Raw genomic sequence first — 26,639 nt, 5'->3', positions numbered from 1 at the left:
ATATCCACTTAGCCAAATCGAGACCATGTCGCAACAACTTCAGCAAATCATCGACACCGCCTGGGACAACCGTGCCGAGCTCTCGCCGAAGGCCGCGCCGGCCGAAGTGCGCGAAGCCGTCGCACATGCGATCGGCGAACTCGATCGCGGCGCGCTGCGCGTCGCCGAAAAGAAAGACGGTCAATGGGTCGTCAACCAATGGCTGAAAAAGGCCGTGCTGTTGTCGTTCCGGCTCGAGGACAATGCCCCGATGCCGGCAGGCGGCTACTCGCAGTTCTACGACAAGGTGCCTTCGAAGTTCGCCCATTACACGGCCGAAGACTTCGCGGCGGGCGGCTTTCGCGTCGTGCCCCCCGCCATCGCGCGCCGCGGTTCGTTCATCGCGAAAAACGTCGTACTGATGCCTTCGTACACCAACATCGGCGCTTATGTCGACGAAGGCTCGATGGTCGATACCTGGGCCACGGTCGGCTCGTGCGCGCAGATCGGCAAGAACGTGCATCTGTCGGGCGGCGTCGGGATCGGCGGCGTGCTCGAACCGCTGCAGGCCAATCCCGTCATCATCGAAGACAACTGTTTCATCGGCGCGCGCTCGGAGGTGGTCGAGGGTGTGATCGTCGGCGAGAATTCGGTCATCTCGATGGGTGTGTACCTCGGCCAGAGCACCAAGATCTACGATCGCGAAACGGGCGAAGTCAGCTACGGCTACGTGCCGCCGGGCTCGGTCGTCGTCGCGGGCAATCTGCCCTCGAAGGACGGGTCGCATAGTCTTTACTGCGCGGTGATCGTCAAGAAGGTCGATGCCAAGACGCGTGCCAAAGTGGGCCTCAACGAGCTGCTGCGGGGCGATTGATGTCGACCGCGCATACCGTCGTCTACGGCATTCCCAACTGCGATACCGTGAAGAAGGCGCGCACCTGGCTCGAAGCGCGCGGCGTGCCGTTCGAGTTTCACGATTTCAAGAAGGCGGGGCTGACCGCTTCGCTCGTGACCGCGTGGCTCGCCGACGTACCGTTGGAACTGCTGCTGAATCGCCGCGGCACGACGTGGCGGGGCCTCCCGGATGCCGCCAAGGCGGCCGCCGAGACGCGAGACGGCGCCGTTGCGCTCATGGTCGACAAGCCTTCCGTCGTCAAGCGCCCCGTGGTGGTGGTCGACGGGCGCGTGAAGACGCTCGGCTTTTCCGTCGAAGCCTACGAAACGCTTTTCGCGTAGCCCGGTGCCCCGGTGCACTGCCTGCCGCGCACCGGCGCGGCGTGCGTCGCACGGGACAACGCCTCGAACGCAACTGCCGGCCGCCGTGCGGCCGGCATTTTTTGTTGATACGGATTCGAATCCATGTCCGGCACCCTCGCCCTTACCGAACAGCTGATCGCGCGTGCATCCGTCACGCCCGACGACCAGGATTGCCAGCAGTTGCTGATCGAACGCCTGCAAGCCATCGGCTTCACGTGCGAGACGATCGAAGCGCACGGTGTCACGAACTTGTGGGCCGTCAAGCGCGGCCGCAGCGGCGCAGGCGGAAAGCTGCTCGCGTTCGCCGGCCATACCGATGTCGTGCCGACGGGCCCGCTCGAACAATGGAGTTCGCCGCCGTTCGTGCCCACGCAGCGGGACGGCAAGCTCTACGGCCGCGGCGCGGCTGACATGAAGACATCGATCGCGGGCTTCGTCGTCGCGACCGAGGAGTTCGTCGCCGCTCATCCCGATCACAGCGGCTCGATCGCCTTCTTGATCACGAGCGACGAGGAAGGGCCCGCCACGTACGGCACGGTGAAAGTCGTCGAGGCGCTCAAAGCACGCGGCGAGACGCTGGATTACTGCATCGTCGGCGAACCCACGTCGGACGCGACACTCGGCGACGTCGTCAAAAACGGCCGGCGCGGCTCGATGTCGGGCAAGCTCACGGTCAAAGGGGTGCAAGGCCATATCGCCTATCCGCATCTCGCGAAGAATCCCGTTCATCTCCTGGCGCCCGCGCTGACGGAGTTGGTTGCCGAACACTGGGACGCCGGCAACGAATACTTCCCCCCACGACCTGGCAGGTCTCGAATCTGCACAGCGGCACCGGCGCGAGCAATGTGATTCCGGGGCGGGCCGAGTTGACGTTCAACTTCCGCTTCTCGACCGCGAGCACCGTCGAGGGGCTGCAACAGCGCGTGCATGCCATCCTCGATAAACACGGCCTCGATTACGAACTCGACTGGACCGTCAGCGGGTTGCCGTTTCTCACGCCGCGCGGCGAGCTGTCGAACGCGGTCGTCGCGGCCATCGGGCAGGAGACCGGCGTGAGCGCCGAGCTCTCGACGACAGGGGGCACCTCGGACGGACGCTTCATCGCGCGAATCTGCAAGCAGATCGTGGAGTTCGGCCCGCCGAACGGCAGCATTCACAAGATCGACGAACACATCGAGCTCGCTTTCATCGAGCCCCTCAAAAACATCTATCGGCGCGTGCTTGAAGCGCTGATCGCCTGATGCGCGAAGGAGCTGCAGCAATGACGACGCCGTTCATCACCGTTCGCGACCTGCTCCGTTATGCGGTCTCGCGCTTCAACGCGTCGGGGCTTGCTTACGGCCATGGCAGCGACAACGCCTACGACGAGGCTGCGTATCTGATCCTGCATACGCTGCACCTGCCGCTCGATACGCTCGAACCGTTTTTCGACGCCCGGCTGCTCGCCAGCGAGATCGAAGAAGTGCTCGCCGTGATCGCTCGCCGTGCCGACGAACGGCTGCCCGCCGCCTACATCACGCACGAAGCCTGGATGCACGGCCGGCGCTTTTACGTCGACGAACGCGTCATCGTGCCGCGTTCATTCATCGGCGAGTTGCTCGAAGACGGCCTGCAGCCCTACGTCGCGGACCCCGACGAAGTCGGCGCGGTGCTCGAACTCTGTACCGGTTCGGCATCGCTCGCCATCCTCGCCGCCCACGCGTTTCCGAATGCGGACGTGGATGCGGTCGACATCTCCGCGCCGGCGCTCGAAGTCGCCGCGCTCAACGTGACGGAGTACGGGCTCGAGGACCGCATTGCGCTGTTCGAAGGCGACCTTTTCGCGCCGCTGCCCGAACGCCGCTACGACGTCGTCATTGCCAACCCGCCCTACGTCAACAGTGCATCGATGGCGGAACTGCCGGCCGAGTATCGCCACGAGCCGGCCCTCGCGCTTGCGGGCGGCGACGACGGCATGGATATCGTTCGCCGCATCGTCGGGGAGGCGCGCAACTGGCTGACCGAAGAAGGCGTGCTCATCGTCGAGATCGGCAACGAGCGCGCACATGTCGAAGCGGCATTCGGCGGGCTCGATCTCGTCTGGCTGCCGACGAGCGCAGGCGAAGACAGCGTGTTCCTCCTTTCGGCGAGGGATTTGCCGGCACCCTGAGGCACGCTTCGGCCTCATCATCTTCCGCCTGCGTTTCGGTAAGATGCGCACGGGCGATGCGCGTGTCATCGCGGACGGAACAGGCTGTCTCATGCACTTCGAATTCAACTGGCTTTCGCTCGGCAGTCTCATCTTTGCGGCGCACGTGCTCGGCGCCGTCGCCGCTTGCCATGCGATCTTGCACACGCGCACCTCGCAAGGCGCTATCGCCTGGGCCGTCTCGCTCGTGGCGATGCCGTATTTGACGGTCGTTCCGTATCTTTTTCTCGGACGCAGCAAGTTCGCCGGCTATGTCGACGCGCGCCGGGTCGAGAACGAGCTGGTACGCTCGCGCGCCCACCCGCAGACGTGGGATACGAGCGCCTCGACGGCCGGCGCGCCCGCCGAGGCGCTCGGTCACCATGTCGTGCGCTCGCTGGCAAGCCTGAGCGGCATGCCGTTTCTGCCCGGCAACAGCGCACGCACGCTCGTCAACGGCGACGCGACGTTCGCCGCCATCCTCGACGCCATCGAGCACGCACAACGCTACGTGCTCGTTCAGTTTTTCATCGTGCGCGACGACGCGCTCGGAAGAATGCTGAGGGACCTGCTCATCGCCAAAGCGGCCGCGGGCGTTCGCGTGTCGTTTCTCTACGACAGCATCGGTTCGTTCGATCTGCCGCAGCACTATGTCCTGGCGCTGCGCGCGGCCGGCATCGACATCCATCCGTTTGCGACGAACCGGCGCTTCGTCAACCGCTTCCAGTTGAATTTCCGCAATCACCGCAAGATCGTCGTGGTGGACGGCGAACGCGCATTCGTCGGCGGCCACAACGTCGGCGTGGAGTATCTCGGCGGCAATCCGCGCCTCTCGCCCTGGCGCGATACGCACGTCGACTTGCGCGGACCTGTGGTGGCAAGCGTGCAGTTCGTGTTCATCGAGGATTGGCACTGGGCCACGCAGGATCTGCCCCAACTGCCGCCGTCGCAGGCCGAGCAACCCCAGGCGGTGGGCGACATGCACTGTCTCGTCGTCGCACCGGGCCCCGCCGACAAGTTCGAAACCGGCTCGCTGTTTTTCGTGGAGGCGATCAATGCCGCCCAGACGCGCGTCTGGATAACGTCGCCCTATCTGATTCCCGACGAGGCGGTGTTCTCGGCGTTGCGGCTCGCCGTGATGCGCGGCGTCGATGTCAGGATCCTGATCCCGAGCCGCCGCGATCACTACGTGGTGTTCGAGGCATCGAAGCTGTATGCCTACGATCTGCTGCGGGCGGGCGTACGCATTTTCAGGTATCGGCCGGGCTTCCTTCACCAGAAGGTCGTGCTGATCGACGATATCGCCGCCGCGATCGGTAGCGCAAATCTCGACAATCGCTCGTTTCGCCTCAATTTCGAAATCATGGTGCTGACAATCGATCCTGGCTTTGCCCGCGAAGTCGAGACCATGTTGCTTGACGACTTCGAACAGTCCTACGAAGTCGAGCGCAGCGAATACCACGATGCCCCCACGCTGCGGCGAATTCTGATGCATGTGGCGCGGCTTTTTTCGCCGATTCTGTGATGCACCGGCGCAGGGGCAAGCAGGGTGCCTCTTTACAGCAACGCCTCGATATCGCCCTCGAGTTCCTCGGGCTTCGTGGCCGGCGCATAGCGCTTGACGACGCGGCCGCTACGATCGACCAGAAACTTCGTGAAATTCCATTTGATCCAGCGCGTGCCGAGCACTCCTGGCGCCTGCCGCGTCAGATAGCGATACAGCGGGTGCGCGTTCGGTCCCTTGACATCTATTTTTTCGAACATCGGAAAGGCAACACCGTACTGCTTCTCGCAAAAGCTGCCGATCTGGGCCGCGTCCCCGGGCTCCTGCTTGCCGAATTGATTGCACGGAAAGCCCAGCACTTCGAAGCCGCGCGCGGCATAACGGTCATGCAGGCGTTGCAAGCCGGCATACTGCGGCGTGAACCCGCACTCGCTGGCCGTGTTCACGATCAACAGCACCTTGTCCCGGTAGCGTTCCAAGCTCACCGGCTCGCCGCCGAGTTCGCGTGCGGTAAATTCATAAAGCGATGTCATCGTGCCCTCTCCTGCGTTATCGTTCCCGACGAACCGGCAGTCTATGCGATATCGGGGCCAAACTGAGCGCGCCCGATCACGGCAGCCCCGTCTAAAATAGCGTTTTTCGAGCCGTCAAATTCCGTCGTGATCCGTTTCAACCAATTCAGCCTCTCGCGTGGCGTCAAGCCCCTTTTCGAAGCCACGTCGTTCGCCCTCAATCCGGGCGAGAAAGCCGGACTCGTCGGCGCAAACGGCGCGGGCAAGTCGACGCTCTTTGCCGTCTTGCGCGGCGAACTGCATGCCGACGCCGGCGATGTTTCGCTGCCGCCCACCTGGCGCATCGCGCATGTGGCGCAAGACACACCGGCCGCCGAGAAATCGGCGCTCGAATATACGCTCGACGGCGACGCCGATTTGCGCGAGGTCGAAGCGCGCATCGCCGCAGCCGAACGCGCCCATGACGGCGAGGTTCTCGCCCACGAGCATGCAGCCTTCGCCGATGCGGATGGCTATACGGCGCCCGCCCGCGCCGAGGCGCTGCTGCTCGGGTTGGGCTTTACGCTCGCGCAAACGCGCGAAAGCGTCGCGAGCTTTTCGGGCGGCTGGCGCATGCGGCTGAACCTCGCGCAGGCACTGATGTGCCGCTCCGATTTGCTGCTGCTCGACGAGCCGACGAATCACCTCGATCTCGACGCGATCGTCTGGCTCGAGGACTGGCTGCACCGCTACCCCGGCACGCTGCTCGTGATTTCGCATGACCGCGAGTTCCTGGACTCGGTGTGCAACGTCACGCTGCATCTGGAGAATCGACGGGTGACGCGCTACGGCGGCAACTACTCGCAGTTCGAGATCCTTCGCGCGCAGCAGCTTGCGTTGCAGCAAAGCGCCTACGAGAAGCAGCAAAAAACGGTCGCCCATCTGCAAAGCTTCATCGATCGCTTCAAGGCCAAGGCCACCAAGGCCCGGCAGGCGCAAAGCCGCATGAAGGCGCTCGAGAAAATGGAGCTCATCGCACCGGCTCACGTGGCGTCGCCTTTCACGTTCGAGTTTCGCGAGCCCGATGCCGCGCCGAATCCGATGCTCGTCATGGAGGACGTACGGTGCGGTTACCGTGGCGATGGCGGCGATGGCGGCGACATCGACATTCCGATCCTCGAAGGCGTGACGCTGTCCATCCAGAACGGTCAGCGCATCGGGCTGCTGGGCGCGAACGGCCAAGGCAAGTCGACGCTCGTCAAGACACTGGCCGGCACGCTCGAACCGCTCGCGGGCTCGATGCATCAAGGCCGCGGGCTCGTGATCGGCTACTTTGCCCAGCACCAGCTCGAAACACTGCGGCCCGACGATTCGCCGCTCGCCCATCTGGCGCGCATCGCCCCCGATGCCCGCGAACAAGTGCTGCGCGACTTCCTGGGCGGCTTCAACTTTTCCGGCGACATGGCGAGCGCGCCGATCGCACCGTTCTCGGGCGGCGAAAAGGCGCGGCTTGCGCTGGCGCTCATCATCTGGCAAAAACCGAATCTGCTGTTGCTCGACGAGCCCACGAATCACCTCGATCTCGAAACACGGCACGCATTGACCATGGCGCTTGCGCAGTTCGAGGGGACACTGATCCTCGTTTCGCACGACCGGCATCTGCTGCGAGCGAGCACCGATCAGTTCATGCTCGTCGCGCATCACCGTGTCGAGCCGTTCGATGGCGATCTCGACGACTATCGCGACTGGCTCCTCGAACACGCCGCGCAAGCGCGCAGCGCGGCCCGAGCGGCGCATGCCGAGGCTGGCGACGCGGTGGATGGCCTCACGGCCGGCGCGGCCAACCGCAAAGATCAGCGCCGCCAGGAGGCGCAGGTTCGACAGAAGCTCGCGCAACTGAAAAAGCCGTTGCAAACGAGGATTGCCAGAATCGAGAAGGAGATGGACACATTGAACGCGCAAAAGGCAGCGCTAGACGCGTTCGTCGCGGATGCGGCCAGCTATGAGCCCGCCATGAAGGCCCGGCTGACCGAGACGCTCAGGCAGCAAGCCGATGTCCAATCGCGCCTGGAGACGCTCGAAGCTCAGTGGCTCGAAGCGCAGGAGGAACTCGAACAGATAGGCTAGCGCCCGGGTGCGGGCGCTCATTCGACCGAGAGGAGGTGTGCTCTTGACTGCCCCGTTGCGAGGTCTGCGCGTGCTGGACCTTACCCGTTTGCTGCCCGGACCGCTCGCCACCTTGCGGCTGGCGGAGCTCGGCGCCGACGTACTCAAGCTCGAAGAGCCCGGAGCGGGCGACGGCGCGCGGGCGATGCTGCAAAGCGCGGCGGACCGGTCCGCGGGCCGGCCGAGCGCGTTTTACCGGCTCGTCAATCGCGGCAAGCGTGAAACGCGGCTGGACCTGAAGAGCGAGACGGGCCGCACGGTGTTGCGCGCGCTCGTACGCGAATCGCATGTACTCGTCGAGAGCTTCCGGCCCGGCGTGATGGCCCGCCTGGGGCTCGATTACGCGAGCCTCGCCAAAATCAATCCCAAACTGGTCTACTGCGCGATCACCGGCTATGGTGCAAATGGGCCCTTTGCGCATCGGCCCGGACACGACATCAACTATCTGGCTTACGCCGGTGTCCTCGATCAAATCCGAGGGGCGGACGGCACGCCCGTCATTCCCAACATTCAGATCGCCGATATTCTCGGCGGCGCATCGACGGCGCTCACCCAGATTCTTGCCGCGCTATGGCAGGTCACGCAGGGAGGCGGCGGCTCGTTTCTCGACATATCGATGACGCATGCCATCCGCGCCTGCAACGTCGTGGCCCACGCCACACTCGAGAATGCCGGCGGGCAGCACGCCGCATCGGCGGACCTCGCCGCCGGACACGGACTGATGAACGGCGGCGCGCCTTGCTACAACGTCTACAAGACGGCGGACGGACGCTGGCTGGCCATCGGCGCGCTGGAGCTCAAATTCTGGGAGAAGCTGTGCCGCGCATTGGGGCGCGAGGATTGGACGAGTCGCCACTGGAGCCTCGGTCAGGCGGCGGGCGGCGCCGACGCTGCATCGCTGACGCGCGAGCTGGCCGCGCGCATCGCCAGCCAGCCGCTTGCGGCCTGGCTCGCATTGCTCGAGCCGCTCGATTGCTGTGTGAGCCCCGTATTGACCGTCGAGGAAGCCCGCCAACACCTTTTGTTCACGACAACGGACGCGGACTCGTAGCGCGTACTTCGCGCGCCCGCGCCTGGAATAGGCGCTCGCTGCGCAGGGCGCTATGCAACTAGCGGCTACTCCAGCTCCTTGACGCGGCCGATCGCCTCGTCGATTCGCTCGACGGCCAATACCTGCAATCCGTCGATCCTCTGCTTCGGTGCATTCGCCTTCGGAATCAGCGCCGCCGTGAAACCAAGCTTGGCCGCTTCCTTGAGCCGTTCCTGGCCCCGCGGCGACGGCCGGATTTCACCGGCCAGACCGACTTCGCCAAACACGATCAGCCCCTTCGGCAGCGGCTTGTTGCGCATCGACGAGTGGATCGCAAGCAAGACAGCCAGATCCGCGGCCGGCTCTGCGATCTTCACGCCGCCCACCGCGTTGAGGAACACATCCTGATCGAAACAGGCGATGCCGGCATGCCGATGCAGCACGGCAAGCAGCATCGCGAGCCGGTTTTGCTCGAGCCCGACGGCCAGACGGCGCGGGTTCGGCACATGCGCCGTATCGACGAGCGCCTGAATTTCGACCAGCAGTGGCCGCGACCCCTCTTGCGTCACGAGCACGCACGAGCCCGGTACGATCTGCTCGTGCTGCGAGAGAAAAAGCGCCGAGGGGTTCGCCACGCCGCGCAGCCCGCGTTCCGTCATCGCAAAAACGCCGAGTTCGTTGACGGCGCCAAAACGGTTCTTGAACGCACGCACGAGCCTGAACGACGAATGCGTATCGCCTTCGAAGTAAAGCACCGTGTCGACGATATGCTCCAGCACGCGTGGGCCGGCAAGACTGCCCTCCTTCGTCACGTGGCCGACCATGACGACGGTCGTCCCCGATTGCTTGGCGAGCCGCGTGAGCTGTGCCGCACACTCGCGCACCTGGGCGACCGAGCCCGGCGCCGAGCTCAGCGCGTCGGAATAGATCGTTTGAATCGAATCGACTACGGCGACATCGGGCCGCTCCGCCTCGATCGCCGCCTGGATCTTTTCGAGCTGAATCTCGGCGAGCAGCCTCAGCTCGGCCGCCTTCGAGCCTGGCTCGACAAGCGCCAGCCGCTGCGCACGCAAGCCGATCTGGGCCGCCGATTCCTCACCGCTGATATAGAGTGCGCGGCGCTCTTCGGCCAGCGCGGCGAGCGACTGCAGGAGCAGCGTCGATTTGCCGATGCCGGGATCGCCGCCGATCAACACAACCGCACCTGCGACGAAGCCGCCCCCCAGCACGCGGTCGAACTCCCCGATGCCGGTGGAAAACCGCGGCACGTCGGCCGCTTCGATATCGGCGAGCCGTTGCACGGGGGCGGTTTTCGCGAGCGATTGGAAGCGATGTGCGCCGGCGGCCGGTGCGACCGTCTCGACGAGCGTGTTCCATGCTCCGCAGGCCGGGCACTGCCCTTGCCATTTGGGAGATTGTCCGCCGCACTCGGTACAGCTATACGTCGTTTTTTGTTTTGCCACGCGCTATGGGCCCGCTATCCGGCGGTGCCGGTTCGGCCGTTCTAGATGGTTTCAATGGTGCTCGACGGGCACAACGCAACAGGTGCGAAGCTATTCCGCGCGCACGGGCACGCGTTGCGCCACAGCGCACATGAGTTCGTAGCCGATCGTGCCGCAGGCGCGCGCGACGTCGTCGATCGGCACCTGCGCACCCCAGAGCTCCACGCGCGAGCCGACATTGGCCGCCGAGCACGGCGTGAGATCGACGGTCAGCATATCCATCGAAACACGTCCGATCACGCGCGTGCGAATGCCGTCGACCACGATCGGCGTGCCGTCGGGCGCACAGCGCGGATAGCCGTCGGCGTAGCCGCAAGCCACGACCCCGATGCGCATCGGGCCCGGTGCCGAGAACGCCGAGCCGTAGCCGACGGTCTGCCCGGCGCTCAGCGTTTGGACGGCGATCAGCTCCGAGGCGAGCGTCATGGCCGGCTGCAGGCCGGTGCCTTCGATCGCGGCGGTGACGCCCGAGGGCGATGCGCCGTAAAGGATGATGCCGGGGCGCACCCAGTCGAAATGCGCGCCAGGGTGCCAGAGCGTGGCGGCCGAGTTCGCAAGACTGCGCGCGCCCGCGATTCCTTCGGCACCGCGCTCGAATGCTGCGAGTTGCTCTTCGATGCCGCGCTCGCCGTCCGCATCGGCAAAATGCGTCATCAACGCGATCTGACCGACTCCGGGGCACGCGCGCGCCCGTTCCCAGGCGGCCCGGAACTTCTCGGGCGTATACCCGAGCCGGTTCATCCCCGTATTCATCTTGAGTTGAATGTTGACGGGCTTCGAGAGCCTCGCCATTTCGAGCATGCGCAACTGCTCGTCGCAGTGCACCGTCGTCGTGAGGCTGTACCGGTCGATCACGTCGATGTCGGTAGGCCGGAAAAAACCCTCGAGCAGGAGAATCGGACCGGCCCAGCCGAGCTCGCGCAACTTGGCCGCCTCTTCGAGATCGAGCAGACCGAAACCGTCGGTTGCCCGCAGGCCCGGGAACGCACGGGCCAATCCGTGGCCATAGGCATTGGCTTTGACGACTGCCCAGACCTTGGAGTTCGGCGCGTGGCGGCGGGCGACAGCGAGGTTGTTGGCCAGGGCGGCGGTATGGATCGTGGCGAGAAGCGGGCGCGGCATGGGTGTTTTCGTAAGAACTTAAGGGCGCAAGCAGGCGCTATCGGGCGCTCGTGGCGCTCCTTTCGCGCGGGTGAATGGCCGCTGGCGCCGCCTGGGCAACGCGAGCAGCCGTCCGAAGGCACCTATTTTCGTGATATAAAGCCGTGCGCACAACCCATTTCGAACGGCATAGGCCCAAACGCGTCGCTCGCGAGGAGCCAGGACAAGGCACAACGACGAGGACAGCATCGCATCTGATGAAAAAAGGTTTTTATTCCATCATGGCCGCGCAGTTTTTTTCGTCGCTGGCCGATAGTGCCCTTCTGATTGCCGCCATCGCTCTGCTCAAAGACCTGCATGCCCAGAACTGGATGACGCCGCTGCTCAAGCTGTTTTTCGTCCTCTCGTATGTGGTGCTTGCAGCGTTCGTCGGTGCGTTTGCCGATTCCCGCCCCAAAGGGCGCGTCATGTTCGTCACCAACACGATCAAGATCGTCGGCTGCATCGTCATGATGGTCGGAGCGCATCCGCTGCTCGCCTACGGCATCGTCGGGTTCGGCGCGGCGGCCTATTCGCCCGCCAAATACGGCATCCTCACCGAACTGCTGCCGCCCGAGCGGCTCGTCGCGGCAAACGGGTGGATCGAAGGGACCACGGTCGCATCGATCATCCTCGGTACCGTGCTCGGAGGCGCGCTCATCAGCCCCCATATCGCCGTGCACATCCTTCGGCACCATATTCCGTTCGTCGCCACGCCGGCCGAAGCCGCGATGCTCGTCATCGTCGGCATCTACTTCATTGCGGCGCTCTTCAACCTGCGCATCCCCGATACCGGCGCACGGTATCCGCGGCAGGAACACGGTCCGATCAAGCTCGTCACCGATTTCGCCGAGTGCTTCCTGACACTGTGGCGCGACAAGCTCGGCCAGATCTCGCTGGCGGTCACGACGCTGTTCTGGGGCGCGGGCGCGACGCTTCAGTTCATCGTGCTGAAATGGGCCGAAGTCTCGCTCGGCATGTCGCTGTCCGAAGGCGCGATTCTGCAGGCCGTCGTCGCCCTCGGGGTAGCCTTCGGCGCAATGGCAGCCGCAGCCAAAGTGCCGCTCAAGAAGTCGCTTACCGTACTGCCCGTCGGCGTGCTCATGGGCATCGCCGTCATGCTCATGGCCTTTTACACCCGCCATCTGATTCCCGCGAACTGGGGCCTTTACTTCGGGCGCGTGCATGTGCCCGGCTATCTGATCATTGCTTACTTGTTCCTGATGGTCGTCGGCGCCCTGTCGGGCTTTTTCGTGGTGCCGATGAATGCGCTGCTCCAGCACCGTGGGCACGTGCTGCTTTCCGCGGGACATTCGATCGCCGTGCAGAATTTCAACGAGAATCTGTCCGTGCTGATCATGCTCTGCCTTTATGCGGTGCTCGTCTGGCTCGACGTGCCGGTATCGATCGTGATCGTGCTGTTCGGTACGTTCGTCTGTCTGATGATGTGGGTGGTCATGCGGCGCCACCAAGCCAATCAGCGCGCTTTCGATGCAGTCGCGCTGATCGGCGAAGTCAAACACTGAGTCGAGCACGAAGCCGGCACCGGGCCGGGGAGTCGCCATGTCGCATGCCATACCGAACGTCCTTTCGATCGCCGGCTCCGACTCGGGCGGCGGCGCGGGAATCCAGGCCGACCTCAAGACGTTCTCGGCGCTCGGTGCCTACGGCGCGAGCGTCGTCACGGCGCTGACCGCCCAGAACACGCGCGGCGTCTTCGCCGTGCATGCGCCCGACGCGGCATTCGTCGGCGCCCAACTCGATGCGGTTTTCAGCGACATTCGCATCGATGCGGTCAAGATCGGCATGCTTGCCAACATCGATATCGTGCGCGCCGTAGCCGGTGCGCTGCGCCAGTACCGACCGCAGTTCGTCGTACTCGACACCGTCATCCTTTCATCGAGCCGGCACCCTCTTCTCGCCCCCGACGCCGTGGCCGCCATGCGCGACGAGCTCGTACCGCTCGCGAGCCTCGTGACGCCCAATCTGCCCGAAGCGGCGGCGCTCCTCGGCGGCCCCGAGGCCACCGACGAGGCGGCCATGCTCGATCAGGCGCAGGCGCTGCGGGCGCTGGGCGCCCAAGCCGTACTGATGAAGGGCGGTCACCTGGGCGGCGCCCAAAGCCCGGATTGGCTCGTCGAAGCCACGAACACGAGGCGTTTCGGCGCGGCGCGGCTGACAGTACCGAATACACACGGCACAGGCTGCACGCTCTCCTCCGCCATCGCCGCGCTGATGCCGCGGCATAGCGATCTCGGCGACGCAATCGCGGGTGCCAAGGCCTATTTGCTCCATGCGATGCGCGAAAGCGTACGACTCGACGTGGGTACCGGTACCGGCCCGCTCCATCACTTCTATCGCTGGTGGTAGGACTGCCGGGCGAAGACGGCCGCCGCCCGCGGCCAGCCGTCCGGGACGACGAAGCCGCGCGCCTGCTCGATCCAAGGGTCGCCCGAGGCGCAACGGCTGAAGGCGGCCACCATCGTGGGTCCGCTCTGCGAGGCCAGGCGCGCGGCGAGCGCATCGGCCGATACGAATTCCCCCGCTTGCACCGCACGCTCGGATCGGGGGGCGAGCCACGCAAGGCGCGGTAGCACGGCCCAGGCGTCGGCACGGCCCGCGGCAAAACGCGGCAACGCCGTGCGCTCGAGCCAGAACCCCCGCGCGTGCCGCGGATCGATCGCCGCCGGCATCGGCGGCAGTTCGAGCCCGCCCGACGCTTCGTTCCATCGATAGAAAAGCCAGCCTTTTACGAACATCCGCGCGTCCCACGGACCCGCATGACCGAGCGACGCGAACTCGTCGCGCGCGGAAAGCGGCAGTTGGTGCTCGACGAGATGCGCGAGCTTCAGGTCGAAGCGGTCTTGCAAGCTCGGGCCCACGTAGTCGGCCAGCGAGGCATCCGTGCCGCCCGCATGCAAATAGCATTTGACCGCGAGCTCCCAATGCAGACGGGATCCGTCCGGTGTCCGGATCAGAAAGTCGCATTCGCCGAGCGTGCGGCCTGCCCGGCGCAACGCCACGTTGGCCGCAACGAGCCTCAGCGAAGGGCCGTGCTCGAGGAAAAATGCGAGCAGGCATTCTGCGTAGCGGCCCAACCGGGTGAATCGCGATGCGGCAAGGCACTCGCGCAGCGGCGCCGGGTCGCGCTCGAGCGTCAGGAGCCACGCGACACTCGCCGCCGCGTCGGCCGGACTGTCGAAAGGCTCGGCAAGCATGCCGAGCGGTGGCTGCGGCCGCAAAAGCGACGGGCTCAAAAGCAGCCATGCGAGATCCCGGACGGACGGCTCATGGAACCGGTCGAGCAACGCATCGAGCGCGGCCGCCTCGGCTGCCGGCTCGAACGCGCTCATTCACCCGCCCGTTCGGAAAGCGCTTGCCGATAGGTGTCGGCCGCGAGACATAGGTCAGCCCACGCTTTCGCCTTGTCCGGCAGACTGCGCAGCAGATAAGCGGGGTGATAGGTGACGACGACGGGCACGCCCTCGTAACGGTGCACGCGTTGGCGCAGCGACGAAATGCTCGCATCCGTCTTCAACAGGTTTTGCGCCGCGACGCGCCCCAGTGCGACGATCAGTTTTGGCTTGAGGAGCGCAACTTGTCGCTGGAGGTACGGTTCGCAGCGCGCCACCTCGTCGGGCTCCGGATTGCGGTTGCCGGGCGGCCGGCATTTGACGACGTTGGCGATATAGACGTTCTCGCCGCGCGCGAGCGTCAGCGCGCGCAGCATGCTGTCGAGCAGCTTGCCGGCCTGGCCGACGAACGGTTCGCCTTGCTTGTCCTCGTTTTCGCCCGGCGCCTCGCCGATCAGCATCCAATCGGCCTCGCGATCGCCGACCCCGAACACGGTGCGCGTGCGTTTCTCGCACAGGCGGCACTGCTCGCAGCCGGCCACGCGGGCTTCGAGCGCCTCCCAGTCGAGCGCCGCGACATCGGCGCGATCGACCGTCGGCGTCGGCTGAGACGGTGGCACCGCAACATCACCGAATGCTTCGAGCAACGCATCGGCTTCGTGCTCGGGTGGGTCGGGTAAATCGGCACGCGGCGCCGTGCCACTGCCGCGCCGAGCCCAAAGCGGTGCAAGCCCCAGCATGTCCAGCGCGGCTTCATCGAGCGGCATGCGCGTCCTCCTTCGGAAATGTGAACCGCATGACGAGTGCGTCCTCGCGGCCGCGATGCCGCGCCGGATAGTAGTGCTTGCGGCGCCCGATCGTCGAGAAGCCGAAGCGTTCGTACAGCTTCACGGCCCGGACGTTGGACGGCCGGACCTCGAGCAGCAGGCCCGTCAGGCCCTTGCTGTGCGCGAGACGCGCAGCTTCGCGCAACAACGCGAGGCCCGCGCCCGTGCGCTGCGCCTGCGGCGCGACGCATAAATTGAGCAGGTGCATTTCGTCGACGACAGGCATCAGCACGCAGTACCCGATGAGCGTGCCGGTGACGTGGCGCATGCAAACGCCGAAGTAACCATTGCGCAGCGAGTCTTCGAAATTGCCGCGTGACCAGGGGAACTCGTAGGCTTCGCGCTCGACATAAGCCACCTCGTCGAGATCGGCATCGGTCATCGGCGAGATATACCGATCGGCCAGCAACACGCCACTCATTGCCCGCGCCCCTCCTCGCGCACCGCGCGGACCGCTTCGCGTTCGGCGCTCGTTTGAGCCACCTTGTCGCGAATGTACTCGGGGGCGGCCTGCTCGGCCGACACGACACGCCCGGCGCGATAGGCTCGCCACGCCGCATGCGCGAGCGGCACGGCATGCGGCACCGCTTCGCCATCCACTGTCCGCGCAGCGCCAGCCGCGGCGAGCCGGTCCCTGAACGCGGCCGCCGCATTGCCGGCCAGCGTGAACGGCTCGGAAGGAATGGCGAGCGCGCCGGGATCGCCGAGGGCGGGTGCCGAAACGATGCGCCATTCGGCGGAATCCGCGCTCCACGCGTAATCGGCCCAGTAGACCTCGCCCATGCGCGCATCGAGCACGGCGAGCACTCGCGTGGCCGCGGGGTCGCGCAAACGCGCGCTTTCCGCGCAGGCGAGCAGCGTGCTTACGGGGACCACCGGTAGCGCGAGACCGAAGGCCAGGCCTTGCGCGACGCCTGCCGCGGTGCGTAGCCCCGTGAACGAACCGGGGCCGGCGCCAAAGGCGATCGCATTGCAATCGCGCAACGTCAAACCGGCTTCGTCGAACAACTCCTTCACGGCGGGCAGCACGCGCGCGCTGGATACCGCGCCCGTTTTCTCATGCCGAGCCAGCACGCGCGGCGCCACGGCGGGCGGCTGGCCGGCGCGGGCATCGGCGTCGAGCAGCGCCACCGAGCAATATTCGGTCGAGGTATCGAGAGCAAGCAGAACGGTTCGGGTCATGGCCGCTATTGTAATGCGGCGCCCGTCGGTTCCGGATCGCAAACCGGCAGGCCGCACGGCCCCGCCTGTGCGGCCCGACCTGTGCGGCCCAAGCGTTTGGAAGGTTTGCTCGATGTTTTCGGAGACGGAGCTTGCTATGATCGGCCGCCCAATCGCTCCACAGGGAGAATCCAATGAGCACACTCGATGCGCGCTTCGAGCAGGCACAGACGGACGTCAAGGCGCTACCGGAGAAACCGGGCAACATGACGCTGCTTCGCCTTTACGCGCTTTTCAAGCAGGCCACGGAGGGTGACGTGCAAGGCGAAAAACCGGGTTTCGCCGATATCGTCGGCAAGTACAAACACGACGCGTGGGCTTCACTGAAAGGAACCGCGCAGGACCAGGCGAAGCAACAGTATGTCGAACTGGTCGAGTCGCTCAAAAACGGCACGGCATCGTAGCAACCGCCAGTTTTTGGAGTCGTGGGTGGCGCAGCGCAGCAAAAACCCTTATACTGCGGCCTGCGCTTCGCCACACAAATGTGCCAAAGGTGTTTTCGGCCTTTCCCGCGGTGCAGCGCTGCGTAGCGTTTTGCTCCAATCCAGTTTAGAAACTGTCCCCTCCTGCCCAGGCCCCTGCGGGCCGCCTCGATCAGGCTGGCGGCGATGCCACACCGGCATCCCGCACTCGATACAGCTTCTAACGAAAAGCTCGCCGTAACTTGCGGGCTGCCCCCGTTTTTCGATTTGCTCGCTGAAGTATTGCATGCTGAATCCGACGACTTGGGTGATGCCGATTGGCGCCGACGTTCCTTCCCACAGTTGTTAAGGATTCTCATGACCTCGAGCTTCACCTCTCCCATGACCGCCATCGCCGATCAAGCACTCGGTCTCGACATCGATACCGCGCCCGCCGCACCCGCCGCCGACTCCGTCGAGACGGCCGGTTCCGGCTTCGCCGCGCTGGGTCTGTCGTCCGAGATCGTTTCGGCGCTGATGGCCGCGGGCTACGTCAAGCCCACCCCGGTGCAAGAACGCGCGATCCCCGCCGCCATCGCCGGGCGTGACCTGCTCGTCTCGAGCCCGACCGGTTCGGGCAAGACGGCGGCGTTCATGCTGCCGGCGATCGAGCGTTTCGCTCAGTTGCAAAAGACGAAAACCGCCGAGCCGCGCGAGGCAGCGGGCGACCGCCGCCCGCGCCGCGGCCCGCCCGTGGCACAGCCAAGCCTGCTCGTGCTGACCCCGACGCGTGAGCTGGCCATGCAGGTGACAACGGCCGCATCGACGTACGGCAAGCACCTGAGGCGTCTGCGTACGGTCAGCATTCTGGGCGGCGTCGCCTACGGTCAGCAGTTGACGCTGCTGGCGAAAAACCCCGAGATCCTCGTTGCCACGCCGGGACGTTTGCTCGATCACCTCGAGCGCGGCCGCATCGATTTGTCGCTGCTGCAAATCCTCGTGATCGATGAAGCGGACCGCATGCTCGACATGGGCTTCATCGAGGATATCGAAACGATCGTCGCGGCCACGCCGGCCACGCGCCAGACGATGTTCTTCTCCGCTACGCTCGACGGCAAGATCGGCTCGCTGACGAACCGGCTGCTGCGCAACCCCGAGCGCATCGAAATCGAGCATCGCCCCGAATCGCGCGACAACATCGCGCAAGCGATTCACTACGTCGACGACCGCGACCACAAAGACCGCCTGCTCGAGCATTTGCTGCGCGACACGGCGCTCGACCAAGCGATCGTCTTCACCGCAACGAAAAGCGAAGCCGACCAGTTGGCCGGCCGTCTCGCCGATGCAGGCTTCGCTTCGGCGGCGCTGCATGGCGATCTGCCGCAAGGCGCCCGCAATCGCACGATCCGCGCGCTGCGCGAGCGCCGTGTACGCGTGCTCGTCGCGACCGATGTGGCTGCGCGCGGCATCGATATCCCCGGCGTCACGCACGTGTTCAACTACGACCTGCCGAAGTTCGCGGAAGACTACGTGCACCGGATCGGCCGTACCGGCCGGGCCGGACGGACCGGCACGGCCGTCAGCCTCGTCAATCACGCCGAATTCGGTGCGCTCAAGCGCATCGAGCGGTTCGTGCGTACGACGCTGCCCGTCAACGTGGTCGTAGGCTTCGAGCCGCGCAAGGCACCGCCGACGAACAATCGCGGCGGTTTCGGTGGCCGCGGCCGGCCCGGCAGCAGCAGCGCTCCTCGCCGGTTCGGCTCGAACGCAAACGGCGGTGCGCGCAGCGGCAGCGGCTCGTACAGCCACGGCGAGGGCCGTGGCGCCCCAGCCGGCGGGCGTCCCAACGGCGGTTCGCGCGACGGCTATCAGGGTCGGCGTGGCGATTCGGCACGCGGCGGCGCACGCCGCAGCAGCTAACGACTGATGTATCGCGCTTTGTGAGGCCGACGGCCCCGCAAAGCGGGTTCCCTCGAGACCGGTGTCCATGGACGCCGGTTTTTTTTGCCGGCTGCGTCGAGCCTTCAGCGCATGCAGCCATCCAACCCGGAGACCGAGAGCATTTCACAATATGGAAAATTTTTTTGCGTCGTAAAAAATCGTGCTGCGTGGCACAACGTCAGTCATTGCAGCATAGAAAACCATCTTTCACATCGTGATATATTGACGTAACCATTTGATAATTAAATAGAATTTTTGTCCAAAAAAGCGGGTAGCATGGCTGTTGCTAAGTATTGGGTTTGCCTAGACTCTTATATAAGACTTCGCCACGTCGGTGGCACGCGGCAGATGAATCGGTTTTTCCCTCATACGCAAACCAGGAGCACACCATGTCACGTCAGCAGCAGGCTCAGGAACTTCAACGCCAGTGGGAAACGGACGCACGCTGGAAAGGCATCAAGCGCAGCTATACCGCCGAAGATGTCGTCCGTCTGCGCGGCTCCCTGCAAGCGGAACATACGCTCGCCCGCGTGGGAGCCGAAAAGCTCTGGAAGGGCGTCAATACCGAACCGTTCGTCAATGCGCTCGGCGCGCTGACGGGCAATCAAGCCATGCAGCAGATCAAAGCCGGCCTGAGAGCGATTTATCTGTCGGGCTGGCAGGTGGCCGGCGACGCGAACGTTGCCGGCGAGATGTATCCCGATCAGTCGCTCTACCCCGCCAATTCGGTGCCGCTCGTAGTGAAGCGCATCAACAATACGTTGTCGCGCGCAGACCAGATCCAATGGTCCGAGGGCAAGAATCCCGGCGATGAAGGCTATATCGATTTCTTCGCGCCGATCGTTGCGGATGCCGAAGCCGGTTTCGGCGGCGTGCTCAACGCATTCGAGCTCATGAAAGCCATGATCGAGGCGGGCGCCGCCGGCGTGCATTTCGAGGACCAGCTCGCTTCGGTCAAGAAATGTGGCCACATGGGCGGTAAAGTGCTCGTGCCGACGCGCGAAAACATTGCCAAGCTGACCGCGGCGCGGCTCGCGGCGGACGTATGCGGGGTGCCGACCGTTCTCATCGCGCGCACCGACGCCGAAGCGGCGGATCTCGTGACCTCGGATATCGACGAAAACGACCGCCCGTTTCTGACCGGTGAGCGGACTGTGGAGGGTTTTTACAGGACGAAGCCGGGCCTGGCGCAAGCCGTGTCGCGCGGCCTGGCCTATGCGCCCTACGCCGATATGATCTGGTGCGAGACTGGCAAGCCGGACCTCGAATACGCCAAGAAATTCGCCGAAGCGATCCACAAGGTCTTCCCCGACAAGCTGCTGTCGTACAACTGCTCCCCGTCGTTCAACTGGAAGAAGAATCTCGACGACGCGACGATTGCCAAGTTCCAGAAGGAACTGGGTGCGATGGGCTACAAGTTCCAGTTCATCACGCTCGCCGGCTTCCATGCGCTGAACTACTCGATGTTCCACCTCGCGCACGGCTATGCCCGCACGCAGATGAGCGCCTTCGTCGAGTTGCAGCAAGCCGAATTCGAAGCGGCCGAGAAGGGCTTTACGGCGGTCAAGCATCAGCGCGAAGTCGGCACCGGCTACTTCGATGCCGTCACGCAAACGGTCGAAAGCGACGCGTCGACGACGGCGTTGCACGGCTCGACCGAAGACGAACAGTTCTTCGATAGCAAGAAGGTCGCTTAAAGCAGGTCGGCAAGTCGCAGTCGCTGCGCCGCGGCCCAACGGCCCGGCGCAGCCGAACCTCTGGCCCGGCAACGCCGACGCGCCGGACGCCGGCTCAGCGATAGACGATCACGGGAATCGTGGTGTGCGTGAGCACGCGCTGCGTCTCGCTACCGATCAGGAGACTGCCCAGCCCACGGCGCCCATGCGACGCCATGAAAATGACGTCGCAGCCGCCGCGCTCGGCCGCATCGATGATCCCGAGATACGGAGAAGGATGCGCGCTCGTCTCGCTCCTGCAGCTCACTCCGACGCGCTCGGCAGCCGCTTCGATCTCGTGCAGAAGCACGCGCGCTTCGCGCTCGCTGCGGGACTGAAAGTCTTCAGGCGGCTCGATCACCACCTCGGCGTAGGGCGAATACGGGTACTGCGGCAAGCAGGTGTAGGCAGTCACCCGCGCACCGACCGTTCGCGCAAGATCGATCGCCCCGTCGATCGCTTTTTGCGACAAGTCCGAACCGTCGGTCGGAACCAGGATGTGCTTGAACATGGCCCTCTCCAATACTGGCGACATCGCGCAGGGACACCCGCAGCGTCTTTTGCGCGCCTTGCGCCGGGTGCCTGAAGTCGATTGTAGTGCCCGCACCGCACCGCTTTCGCGCGGCTACGGGACAGTCCGCATATCGAAAACCCGCCTGACACTATTGCCAGTAGCCGGGCTGAGCGTAGGTGTGCTTGAGGAAATCGAGGAAAAGACGGACGCGCAGCGGCAAATGCCGCCGTTGCGCGAACACCGCCTGAATGCCGATGGGCGGCGCCGCGAAGCGGTCGAGCACCGTGACGAGGCGCCCCGCCGCGATATCGCCACCGACCTCCCACCAGGAGCGCCAGGCGAGCCCGTGGCCGGCGAGGCACCACTCATGCAGGACCGCGCCATCGGAGCACTCCACCGAGCCGCCGACCTTGATCGACACGACCTCGCCCGCCTGCTGGAAGGTCCAGACTCGCTGCTGGTTCGCGTTCGCCGCCAGCGTGAGGCAGTTGTGGCTCGCAAGCGCGGCGAGCGTATCCGGCGCGCCGTGACGCGCGAGATAGGCGGGCGCGGCCACACAGACGCGCCGGTTTTCGCCGAGCTTGAGCGAGACGAGCGAGGAGTCGGACAGGTCCCCGAGCCGCACGGCGCAGTCGAAGCCCTCGTTCACGAGATCGACGAGCCGATCCGACAGGTCGAGCGTGACGGAAACGTCGGGATGAGCCGCCGCGAACTCGGGCACGAGCGGCGCCACGTGCTTGCGGCCAAAGCCGGCCGGTGCCGATACGCGCAGATGGCCGCTCGCCTTGACGCCGCCGGCCGACACGCTCGCCTCCGCATCCGCGAGATCGCCGACGATCCGCTGACAATCCTCGAGAAACGCCGCCCCCTCGAACGTGAGCGTCAGTTTGCGCGTCGTCCGCACGACAAGCCTCACGCCGAGCCGCTCTTCGAGTGCGTCGAGCCGGCGCCCGATGACGGCGGGCGCCACGCCTTCGGCCTGGGCGGCCGCGGAAAGACTGCCTTTCGCCGCCACGGCGACGAAGGTCTCGATTTGCTTGAAGCGCGCCATGACCGGGGATGTAGAGATTCGAACAACCGCAGATTATGTATCAAAAAGTCAAAGATCAATTAACTTCCAGACGCTTTTTTATACCAAATCATCACCAATAGAATGAGCGATTTTGCCATTTGACCGACCAAGGAGAAACACATGGCGAACACGTTGTCGCTGCCGCAAGGCATGGAGATCACCGGCCCGATCGAGCCCGGTTTCGAAACCATCCTGAGCCCCGACGCGCTTGAGCTCGTCGCGAAGCTGCATCGTCGGTTCGAGCCGCGCCGGCGCGAATTGCTCGAGCGGCGCGCGGCGCGCACGCGGCGGCTGGACGCGGGGGAGCGTCCCGACTTCCTGGCCGAAACGCAGTCGGTGCGCGACGGCGATTGGAGCATTGCGCCGCTGCCCGACGATCTGGCATGCCGACGTGTCGAAATCACGGGCCCGGTCGAGCGCAAGATGATCATCAATGCGCTGAACTCGGGTGCGGACGCCTATATGACCGACTTCGAGGATTCGAATACCCCGAACTGGCACAACCAGATCGCCGGGCAATTGAACCTCAAGGATGCCGTGCGCCGGACGATCTCGCTCGAACAGAACGGCAAGCAATATCGGCTCAACGACAAGGTCGCCACACTGATCGTGCGTCCGCGCGGCTGGCATCTCGACGAAAAACACGTCAAGGTCGACGGCCAGCGCGTCTCGGGCGGCATCTTCGATTTCGCGCTCTACCTCTTTCACAACGCACAAGAATTGATCGCGCGAGGTAGCGGCCCCTACTTCTACCTGCCGAAAATCGAAAGCCATCTCGAAGCGCGCCTGTGGAACGATGTCTTCATCGCGGCGCAGGAAGCGATCGGACTCGCGCGCGGGACGATCCGGGCAACGGTGCTCATCGAAACGATCCTCGCCGCCTTCGAGATGGACGAAATTCTCTACGAGTTGCGCGAGCACAGCTCGGGGCTCAACGCCGGCCGCTGGGATTACATCTTCTCGGCCATCAAGAAGTTCAAGAACGACGAGGCGTTTTGCCTCGCGGACCGCGCTCAGATCACGATGACCGTGCCGTTCATGCGCGCCTACGCGCTGCAGTTGCTGAAGACGTGCCACCGACGCAATGCGCCCGCGATCGGCGGCATGAGTGCGTTGATTCCGATCAAGAGCGACGCAGCGGCGAACGAGAAAGCGATGGCGGGGGTGCGCGCCGATAAGGCGCGCGATGCAACCGACGGTTACGACGGCGGCTGGGTCGCGCATCCCGGCCTCGTGCCGCTCGCGATGGAAGAATTCGTCAAGGTGCTCGGCGACAAGCCGAATCAGATCGGCAAACGACGCGACGATGTACAGGTCACCGCCAAGGACCTGCTCGACTTTCGCCCCGAAGCCCCGATCACCGAGGCGGGTCTGCGCAACAACATCAACGTCGGCATCCATTACCTCGGTTCGTGGCTCACGGGGAACGGCTGCGTGCCGATTCACAACCTGATGGAAGACGCGGCAACCGCCGAGATCTCGCGCTCGCAGGTCTGGCAATGGATCCGCTCGCCGAAGGGCACGCTCGACGACGGCCGCAAGGTCACGGCCGAGCTGGTCCGCGCGCTGGCGCAACAAGAGTTGGAAAAAGTAAAGCAGGCCGTTGACGGGGAAGCAGCGCCTTATGAGCGTGCGGCGCAGATCTTCGAGCAGATGTCGACATCGGAGCAGTTCACCGAATTCCTGACCTTGCCGCTCTACGAGGAAATCTGATCCGGCGATCGCGCCGCGCCCGGGACCTTTGCTATCAGCTAAGTTCAGCTGCCATAGCGGAGCTCGGCTACCGCATCGCGTGCGATGCGGTAGCGGACCCAGTCGCCCGCGCGGATCGGCAAGCGCTCGGCGACGGACTCCGCCGCCACCGGATAGAACAAACACCGCAGTTCCCGTCCAGCAACGTTGGCGCCGATCTCGCGCAAGCGAAACAGGCCCTCGACGCCGGGATAGACTTCCTCGATCTCGTTGAGCACCGGCAGGAGCGCATCGTCGATCTCGTAGACATCGCCGCGCACTGCGGGAGCCTCGCGGTCCGGCACAAGTCCTGGATAGCTGCCGAAATCGTATAGCCGCCCCTGCACCGAAGCCGCGCCGAGGAGCCGGGGGGCCGGCAGCCCGTGACGCGCGGCGGCCTGGCCGATGTCGTTCACTTCGCCTTCGCGCAAAGTGCCATATACGAAAACGTGTAGCATCTCCACCCCACTGTTCCGGTGCCTTACTCGTTCATACGCCGGTGCCCGGTCGCCGCTCGCGCCGGACATGCATCATGCATGCCGGTCCCCCGAGAGCGATAGTATGCTAACGCAACCATGACCTTACGAGCCTTGGCACCGCCCGCCGCACGCGTGCATTTCGTCGATATTCCGCCCGAATTCGCACCGACGCGCGCCCATCCGATCCGTGTCCGTTCGCGGCCCATGCCGGCCGGCGAACGCATCACCATGCACATGCACGCGTGGGCACAGCTGGCCTACGCCCCGCGCGGCGTGTTGCGGCTCGCGATCGAGAGCAGTAGCTGGATCGTGCCGCCGTCGAGAGCAATCTGGGTGCCGCCGCATGTACCGCATGAAGTGGTCGTCGTCGAGGAGGCCTACATGCGCACGCTTTATATCGACGAGTCCGCGGTTCCGGCCGGGCTCGAGAGCTGCCGTGTCATGGAGGTCTCGTGTCTGTTGCGCGAAGTCATTGCGGCGATGGATATGGCCGATCTCGCGCCGGCTCGCGAGAAGCTGCTCGGCGCGCTCGCGCTCGACGAGCTTGCCCGCGCTGCCCCGTTGCCGCTGTCGGTCCCGATGCCGCGGGAAAAACGGCTCCGTGCATTATGCGAAGCGCTGCTCGCGGATCCGGGCAATACCGATTCGCTCGAATACTGGGCGGCGAGCGTGGGCGCCAGCACCCGCACGATCGCGCGTCTTTTTCGGCAGGAGCTCGGCATGAGCTTCTCCCAGTGGCGACAGCAAGCGGTCCTTGCACGCGCCATTCCTTTGCTCAACCAAGGGCTCGCGCTTTCGCGGATCGCGCGCGAACTCGGTTATCAGAGCCAAAGCGCGTTTTCGGCGATGTTCCGGCGCGCGTTCGGCGAGAGCCCGCGCGCGTTCATGGTGCGCGGCCATGAACGCACCGAGGCCCCTCCCGGGGACGCCGACGACGAAATCGAGGGTGCTGCCGAAGCCATGTCGCACCGCTGAGCATTACGCTGGCGCCGGAGAAACGGCCGCTCAGACGCGCCGCGTCATATGCCGGATTGCGCCGAACTGCGCCAACCGAGGGCCAGCGCTCCGGTAACCCATACGCAGATAGAGCCGCGCGGCCGGGTTATCGACGAATACACGCAATTGCAGTTCCTGCAAGCCGCGTTCGCGTGCCCATCGGTGGCAAGTTCTCAGCAAGAAGGTGCCGGCGCCCTGACGCCGGTGGTCAGCGGCGATCTGCACGTCGCGAATATGAAGCGAATCGCCCTCTTCCGTCATCCGCAGCACGCCGATCGGCTCGCCGTCCGACTCGAGAACGAAGTTCTCCGACTCGCACCAGCTCGCGTAGAACAGATCGGCCCGCCAGACGAGGTGATGGCGCTCGTAGTAACCGTTCATGTTCGAACGGGTCAGCGCTTCCGCAAAGACGAAGTCGTCGGGCACGGCTTCGCGCAGATGAAACGGCAACGGGGCATCGGAGGGGTCGAACATCGCAGCCGGAACGAGGAGCAATCCCAGACACGGTAAGCCAGGGCGACGCGGCTGGCAACCGAGAATTTCCCCGGCGCTGCGCTCTCGCCGTAGATTGGCCGAGCGGCTAAAAAAAAGCCCGTTCGAACGCATGCTCGAACGGGCTTTCTTCATTTTTGGCGGAGTGGACGGGACTCGAACCCGCGACCCCCGGCGTGACAGGCCGGTATTCTAACCGACTGAACTACCACTCCAGTCTTGGCATCGTGGCGCCAGAGTGTCGGTCTTGTCTCTGGCGCTGCGGCGCGCTTTTCAGCAGCACCGCGATGTTTGGCGTCCCCTAGGGGATTCGAACCCCTGTACTCACCGTGAAAGGGTGATGTCCTAGGCCTCTAGACGAAGGGGACAACGTACAGCTTGCACTTCTATTAAAAAAGCCCGTTCAAGCATGAACTGAACGGGCTTTGTCTGGCGGAGTGGACGGGACTCGAACCCGCGACCCCCGGCGTGACAGGCCGGTATTCTAACCAACTGAACTACCACTCCAGTCTTGGCATCGTGACGCCAGAGTGTTGGTCTTGTCTCTGGCGCTGCGGCGCGCTTTTCAGCTGCACCGCGATGTCTGGCGTCCCCTAGGGGATTCGAACCCCTGTACTCACCGTGAAAGGGTGATGTCCTAGGCCTCTAGACGAAGGGGACA

23 protein-coding genes, 4 tRNA genes and 2 pseudogenes are annotated in these 26,639 nt (G+C 64.6%); 14 read left to right on the top strand and 15 right to left on the bottom strand.

Features of this window, described 5'->3' with window-relative positions; translation table 11 throughout:
* The first annotated feature begins 25 nt into the window (after window positions 1-25).
* From dapD to cls, 5 genes and pseudogenes are all read left to right on the top strand, one after another.
* Window positions 26-853 (top strand): 2,3,4,5-tetrahydropyridine-2,6-dicarboxylate N-succinyltransferase, encoded by an 828-nt coding sequence (gene dapD / locus ACR9ZC_RS15795; RefSeq protein ID WP_331572767.1) that lies wholly within the window; start codon window positions 26-28, stop codon window positions 851-853.
* The gene (locus ACR9ZC_RS15790) at window positions 853-1,215 is read left to right on the top strand and encodes a Spx/MgsR family RNA polymerase-binding regulatory protein (RefSeq protein WP_481581017.1); all 363 of its coding nucleotides are present in this window, start codon (window positions 853-855) and stop codon (window positions 1,213-1,215) included. The genes dapD and ACR9ZC_RS15790 overlap by 1 nt, the downstream gene beginning before the upstream one ends.
* 123 nt (window positions 1,216-1,338) lie before the next feature.
* Window positions 1,339-2,477, top strand: a pseudogene (gene dapE, locus ACR9ZC_RS15785) (succinyl-diaminopimelate desuccinylase).
* A 20-nt stretch (window positions 2,478-2,497) separates the two neighbouring features.
* On the top strand, window positions 2,498-3,385 hold the full coding sequence (gene prmB / locus ACR9ZC_RS15780) for a 50S ribosomal protein L3 N(5)-glutamine methyltransferase (RefSeq protein ID WP_481581016.1): 888 nt from the start codon (window positions 2,498-2,500) through the stop codon (window positions 3,383-3,385).
* A gap of 91 nt (window positions 3,386-3,476) precedes the next feature.
* Window positions 3,477-4,928, top strand: coding sequence for a cardiolipin synthase (gene cls / locus ACR9ZC_RS15775; protein WP_481581015.1), 1,452 nt, complete (start codon window positions 3,477-3,479; stop codon window positions 4,926-4,928).
* A gap of 32 nt (window positions 4,929-4,960) precedes the next feature.
* Here the strand turns inward: cls and ACR9ZC_RS15770 are convergent, their stop codons facing one another.
* Window positions 4,961-5,440 (bottom strand): glutathione peroxidase, encoded by a 480-nt coding sequence (locus ACR9ZC_RS15770; RefSeq protein ID WP_440558701.1) that lies wholly within the window; start codon window positions 5,438-5,440, stop codon window positions 4,961-4,963.
* A gap of 126 nt (window positions 5,441-5,566) precedes the next feature.
* On the opposite strand from ACR9ZC_RS15770, the gene ACR9ZC_RS15765 reads away from it, so the two are divergent.
* Together ACR9ZC_RS15765 and ACR9ZC_RS15760 are read left to right on the top strand one after the other, a co-directional pair.
* Entirely contained in the window at window positions 5,567-7,525 is a 1,959-nt protein-coding gene (locus ACR9ZC_RS15765; protein WP_481581014.1) for an ATP-binding cassette domain-containing protein, read from the top strand.
* A gap of 37 nt (window positions 7,526-7,562) precedes the next feature.
* Window positions 7,563-8,615 carry a CaiB/BaiF CoA transferase family protein gene (locus ACR9ZC_RS15760; protein WP_481581013.1) on the top strand — a complete coding sequence of 351 codons (1,053 nt, stop codon included), beginning with the start codon at window positions 7,563-7,565 and terminating at the stop codon, window positions 8,613-8,615.
* Window positions 8,616-8,680: 65 nt separating this feature from the next.
* Here the strand turns inward: ACR9ZC_RS15760 and radA are convergent, their stop codons facing one another.
* Together radA and alr are read right to left on the bottom strand one after the other, a co-directional pair.
* Window positions 8,681-10,057 carry a DNA repair protein RadA gene (gene radA, locus ACR9ZC_RS15755; protein WP_481581012.1) on the bottom strand — a complete coding sequence of 459 codons (1,377 nt, stop codon included), beginning with the start codon at window positions 10,055-10,057 and terminating at the stop codon, window positions 8,681-8,683.
* A 90-nt stretch (window positions 10,058-10,147) separates the two neighbouring features.
* Entirely contained in the window at window positions 10,148-11,218 is a 1,071-nt protein-coding gene (gene alr / locus ACR9ZC_RS15750; RefSeq protein WP_481581011.1) for an alanine racemase, read from the bottom strand.
* A 236-nt stretch (window positions 11,219-11,454) separates the two neighbouring features.
* On the opposite strand from alr, the gene lplT reads away from it, so the two are divergent.
* Together lplT and thiD are read left to right on the top strand one after the other, a co-directional pair.
* The gene (gene lplT / locus ACR9ZC_RS15745; protein ID WP_331572747.1) at window positions 11,455-12,762 is read left to right on the top strand and encodes a lysophospholipid transporter LplT; all 1,308 of its coding nucleotides are present in this window, start codon (window positions 11,455-11,457) and stop codon (window positions 12,760-12,762) included.
* A 37-nt stretch (window positions 12,763-12,799) separates the two neighbouring features.
* A complete protein-coding gene (gene thiD / locus ACR9ZC_RS15740) occupies window positions 12,800-13,606 on the top strand; it encodes a bifunctional hydroxymethylpyrimidine kinase/phosphomethylpyrimidine kinase (RefSeq protein ID WP_481581010.1) in 807 nt (268 codons plus the stop codon).
* Here the strand turns inward: thiD and ACR9ZC_RS15735 are convergent.
* From ACR9ZC_RS15735 to tsaB, 4 genes and pseudogenes are all read right to left on the bottom strand, one after another.
* Window positions 13,591-14,589, bottom strand: coding sequence for a DUF1853 family protein (locus tag ACR9ZC_RS15735; RefSeq protein ID WP_481581009.1), 999 nt, complete (start codon window positions 14,587-14,589; stop codon window positions 13,591-13,593). The two genes, thiD and ACR9ZC_RS15735, sit on opposite strands and share 16 nt — an antisense overlap.
* A pseudogene (locus tag ACR9ZC_RS15730) lies at window positions 14,586-15,212 on the bottom strand (uracil-DNA glycosylase); the annotation flags it as partial. The gene ACR9ZC_RS15735 and the pseudogene ACR9ZC_RS15730, both read right to left, overlap by 4 nt.
* A 130-nt stretch (window positions 15,213-15,342) precedes the next feature.
* The gene (gene rimI, locus ACR9ZC_RS15725) at window positions 15,343-15,837 is read right to left on the bottom strand and encodes a ribosomal protein S18-alanine N-acetyltransferase (protein ID WP_481581008.1); all 495 of its coding nucleotides are present in this window, start codon (window positions 15,835-15,837) and stop codon (window positions 15,343-15,345) included.
* Complete coding sequence (tsaB, locus tag ACR9ZC_RS15720) at window positions 15,834-16,598, bottom strand: tRNA (adenosine(37)-N6)-threonylcarbamoyltransferase complex dimerization subunit type 1 TsaB (protein WP_481581007.1); 765 nt, start codon at window positions 16,596-16,598, stop codon at window positions 15,834-15,836. Before tsaB ends, rimI begins: the two co-directional genes overlap by 4 nt.
* A gap of 173 nt (window positions 16,599-16,771) precedes the next feature.
* On the opposite strand from tsaB, the gene ACR9ZC_RS15715 reads away from it, so the two are divergent.
* From ACR9ZC_RS15715 to aceA, 3 genes are all read left to right on the top strand, one after another.
* Window positions 16,772-17,041, top strand: coding sequence for an acyl-CoA-binding protein (locus ACR9ZC_RS15715; protein WP_331572737.1), 270 nt, complete (start codon window positions 16,772-16,774; stop codon window positions 17,039-17,041).
* A gap of 375 nt (window positions 17,042-17,416) precedes the next feature.
* Window positions 17,417-18,958, top strand: a complete 1,542-nt coding sequence (locus ACR9ZC_RS15710; protein WP_481581006.1) for a DEAD/DEAH box helicase — start codon at window positions 17,417-17,419, stop codon at window positions 18,956-18,958.
* A gap of 410 nt (window positions 18,959-19,368) precedes the next feature.
* Window positions 19,369-20,676 (top strand): isocitrate lyase, encoded by a 1,308-nt coding sequence (aceA, locus tag ACR9ZC_RS15705; protein WP_481581005.1) that lies wholly within the window; start codon window positions 19,369-19,371, stop codon window positions 20,674-20,676.
* Between the two features lie 94 nt (window positions 20,677-20,770).
* On the opposite strand, the gene ACR9ZC_RS15700 is transcribed toward aceA, so the two are convergent.
* Together ACR9ZC_RS15700 and ACR9ZC_RS15695 are read right to left on the bottom strand one after the other, a co-directional pair.
* Window positions 20,771-21,205 carry a universal stress protein gene (locus ACR9ZC_RS15700; protein ID WP_331572731.1) on the bottom strand — a complete coding sequence of 145 codons (435 nt, stop codon included), beginning with the start codon at window positions 21,203-21,205 and terminating at the stop codon, window positions 20,771-20,773.
* 151 nt (window positions 21,206-21,356) lie between these two features.
* Window positions 21,357-22,259, bottom strand: coding sequence for a LysR family transcriptional regulator (locus ACR9ZC_RS15695; protein WP_481581004.1), 903 nt, complete (start codon window positions 22,257-22,259; stop codon window positions 21,357-21,359).
* Window positions 22,260-22,400: 141 nt separating this feature from the next.
* Here ACR9ZC_RS15695 and aceB point away from each other — a divergent pair, with 141 nt between their 5' ends.
* Complete coding sequence (gene aceB / locus ACR9ZC_RS15690; protein WP_481581003.1) at window positions 22,401-23,993, top strand: malate synthase A; 1,593 nt, start codon at window positions 22,401-22,403, stop codon at window positions 23,991-23,993.
* Between the two features lie 44 nt (window positions 23,994-24,037).
* On the opposite strand, the gene ACR9ZC_RS15685 is transcribed toward aceB, so the two are convergent.
* Window positions 24,038-24,469 carry a gamma-glutamylcyclotransferase family protein gene (locus ACR9ZC_RS15685; protein ID WP_481582681.1) on the bottom strand — a complete coding sequence of 144 codons (432 nt, stop codon included), beginning with the start codon at window positions 24,467-24,469 and terminating at the stop codon, window positions 24,038-24,040.
* 117 nt (window positions 24,470-24,586) lie between these two features.
* On the opposite strand from ACR9ZC_RS15685, the gene ACR9ZC_RS15680 reads away from it, so the two are divergent.
* Entirely contained in the window at window positions 24,587-25,465 is an 879-nt protein-coding gene (locus ACR9ZC_RS15680; RefSeq protein ID WP_481581002.1) for an AraC family transcriptional regulator, read from the top strand.
* Between the two features lie 30 nt (window positions 25,466-25,495).
* Here ACR9ZC_RS15680 and ACR9ZC_RS15675 read toward each other — a convergent pair whose 3' ends face one another.
* The 5 genes from ACR9ZC_RS15675 to ACR9ZC_RS15655 all read right to left on the bottom strand — a co-directional run bounded on the left by ACR9ZC_RS15675 (window position 25,496) and on the right by ACR9ZC_RS15655 (window position 26,638).
* The gene (locus ACR9ZC_RS15675) at window positions 25,496-25,960 is read right to left on the bottom strand and encodes a GNAT family N-acetyltransferase (protein ID WP_440563483.1); all 465 of its coding nucleotides are present in this window, start codon (window positions 25,958-25,960) and stop codon (window positions 25,496-25,498) included.
* 156 nt (window positions 25,961-26,116) lie between these two features.
* Window positions 26,117-26,193 (bottom strand) — tRNA-Asp (locus tag ACR9ZC_RS15670).
* 77 nt (window positions 26,194-26,270) lie between these two features.
* Window positions 26,271-26,346 (bottom strand) — tRNA-Glu (locus ACR9ZC_RS15665).
* Window positions 26,347-26,408: 62 nt separating this feature from the next.
* A tRNA-Asp gene (locus tag ACR9ZC_RS15660) sits at window positions 26,409-26,485 on the bottom strand.
* Window positions 26,486-26,562: 77 nt separating this feature from the next.
* A tRNA-Glu gene (locus tag ACR9ZC_RS15655) sits at window positions 26,563-26,638 on the bottom strand.
* Window position 26,639: the final 1 nt, after the last annotated feature.

It is taken from the genome of Trinickia sp. HAY1-2D (assembly GCF_056754935.1).
The sequence above is the reverse complement of the archived record's forward strand: the minus strand, read 5'-3'. Positions and strand labels throughout refer to the sequence as shown.

Excerpts from the sequence above, each read along its gene's own strand:
- ACR9ZC_RS15710 (WP_481581006.1), top strand. The coding sequence starts at position 17,417 with ATGACCTCGAGCTTCACCTCTCCCATGACCGCCATCGCCGATCAAGCA.
- lplT (WP_331572747.1), top strand. The coding sequence starts at position 11,455 with ATGAAAAAAGGTTTTTATTCCATCATGGCCGCGCAGTTTTTTTCGTCG.
- ACR9ZC_RS15685 (WP_481582681.1), bottom strand. The coding sequence starts at position 24,469 with ATGCTACACGTTTTCGTATATGGCACTTTGCGCGAAGGCGAAGTGAAC.
- cls (WP_481581015.1), top strand. The coding sequence starts at position 3,477 with ATGCACTTCGAATTCAACTGGCTTTCGCTCGGCAGTCTCATCTTTGCG.
- ACR9ZC_RS15790 (WP_481581017.1), top strand. The coding sequence starts at position 853 with ATGTCGACCGCGCATACCGTCGTCTACGGCATTCCCAACTGCGATACC.
- ACR9ZC_RS15675 (WP_440563483.1), bottom strand. The coding sequence starts at position 25,960 with ATGTTCGACCCCTCCGATGCCCCGTTGCCGTTTCATCTGCGCGAAGCC.
- ACR9ZC_RS15695 (WP_481581004.1), bottom strand. The coding sequence starts at position 22,259 with ATGGCGCGCTTCAAGCAAATCGAGACCTTCGTCGCCGTGGCGGCGAAA.
- tsaB (WP_481581007.1), bottom strand. The coding sequence starts at position 16,598 with ATGACCCGAACCGTTCTGCTTGCTCTCGATACCTCGACCGAATATTGC.
- ACR9ZC_RS15735 (WP_481581009.1), bottom strand. The coding sequence starts at position 14,589 with ATGAGCGCGTTCGAGCCGGCAGCCGAGGCGGCCGCGCTCGATGCGTTG.
- prmB (WP_481581016.1), top strand. The coding sequence starts at position 2,498 with ATGACGACGCCGTTCATCACCGTTCGCGACCTGCTCCGTTATGCGGTC.
- rimI (WP_481581008.1), bottom strand. The coding sequence starts at position 15,837 with ATGAGTGGCGTGTTGCTGGCCGATCGGTATATCTCGCCGATGACCGAT.
- thiD (WP_481581010.1), top strand. The coding sequence starts at position 12,800 with ATGTCGCATGCCATACCGAACGTCCTTTCGATCGCCGGCTCCGACTCG.
- aceA (WP_481581005.1), top strand. The coding sequence starts at position 19,369 with ATGTCACGTCAGCAGCAGGCTCAGGAACTTCAACGCCAGTGGGAAACG.
- aceB (WP_481581003.1), top strand. The coding sequence starts at position 22,401 with ATGGCGAACACGTTGTCGCTGCCGCAAGGCATGGAGATCACCGGCCCG.
- dapD (WP_331572767.1), top strand. The coding sequence starts at position 26 with ATGTCGCAACAACTTCAGCAAATCATCGACACCGCCTGGGACAACCGT.
- ACR9ZC_RS15770 (WP_440558701.1), bottom strand. The coding sequence starts at position 5,440 with ATGACATCGCTTTATGAATTTACCGCACGCGAACTCGGCGGCGAGCCG.
- ACR9ZC_RS15680 (WP_481581002.1), top strand. The coding sequence starts at position 24,587 with ATGACCTTACGAGCCTTGGCACCGCCCGCCGCACGCGTGCATTTCGTC.
- ACR9ZC_RS15715 (WP_331572737.1), top strand. The coding sequence starts at position 16,772 with ATGAGCACACTCGATGCGCGCTTCGAGCAGGCACAGACGGACGTCAAG.
- ACR9ZC_RS15700 (WP_331572731.1), bottom strand. The coding sequence starts at position 21,205 with ATGTTCAAGCACATCCTGGTTCCGACCGACGGTTCGGACTTGTCGCAA.
- alr (WP_481581011.1), bottom strand. The coding sequence starts at position 11,218 with ATGCCGCGCCCGCTTCTCGCCACGATCCATACCGCCGCCCTGGCCAAC.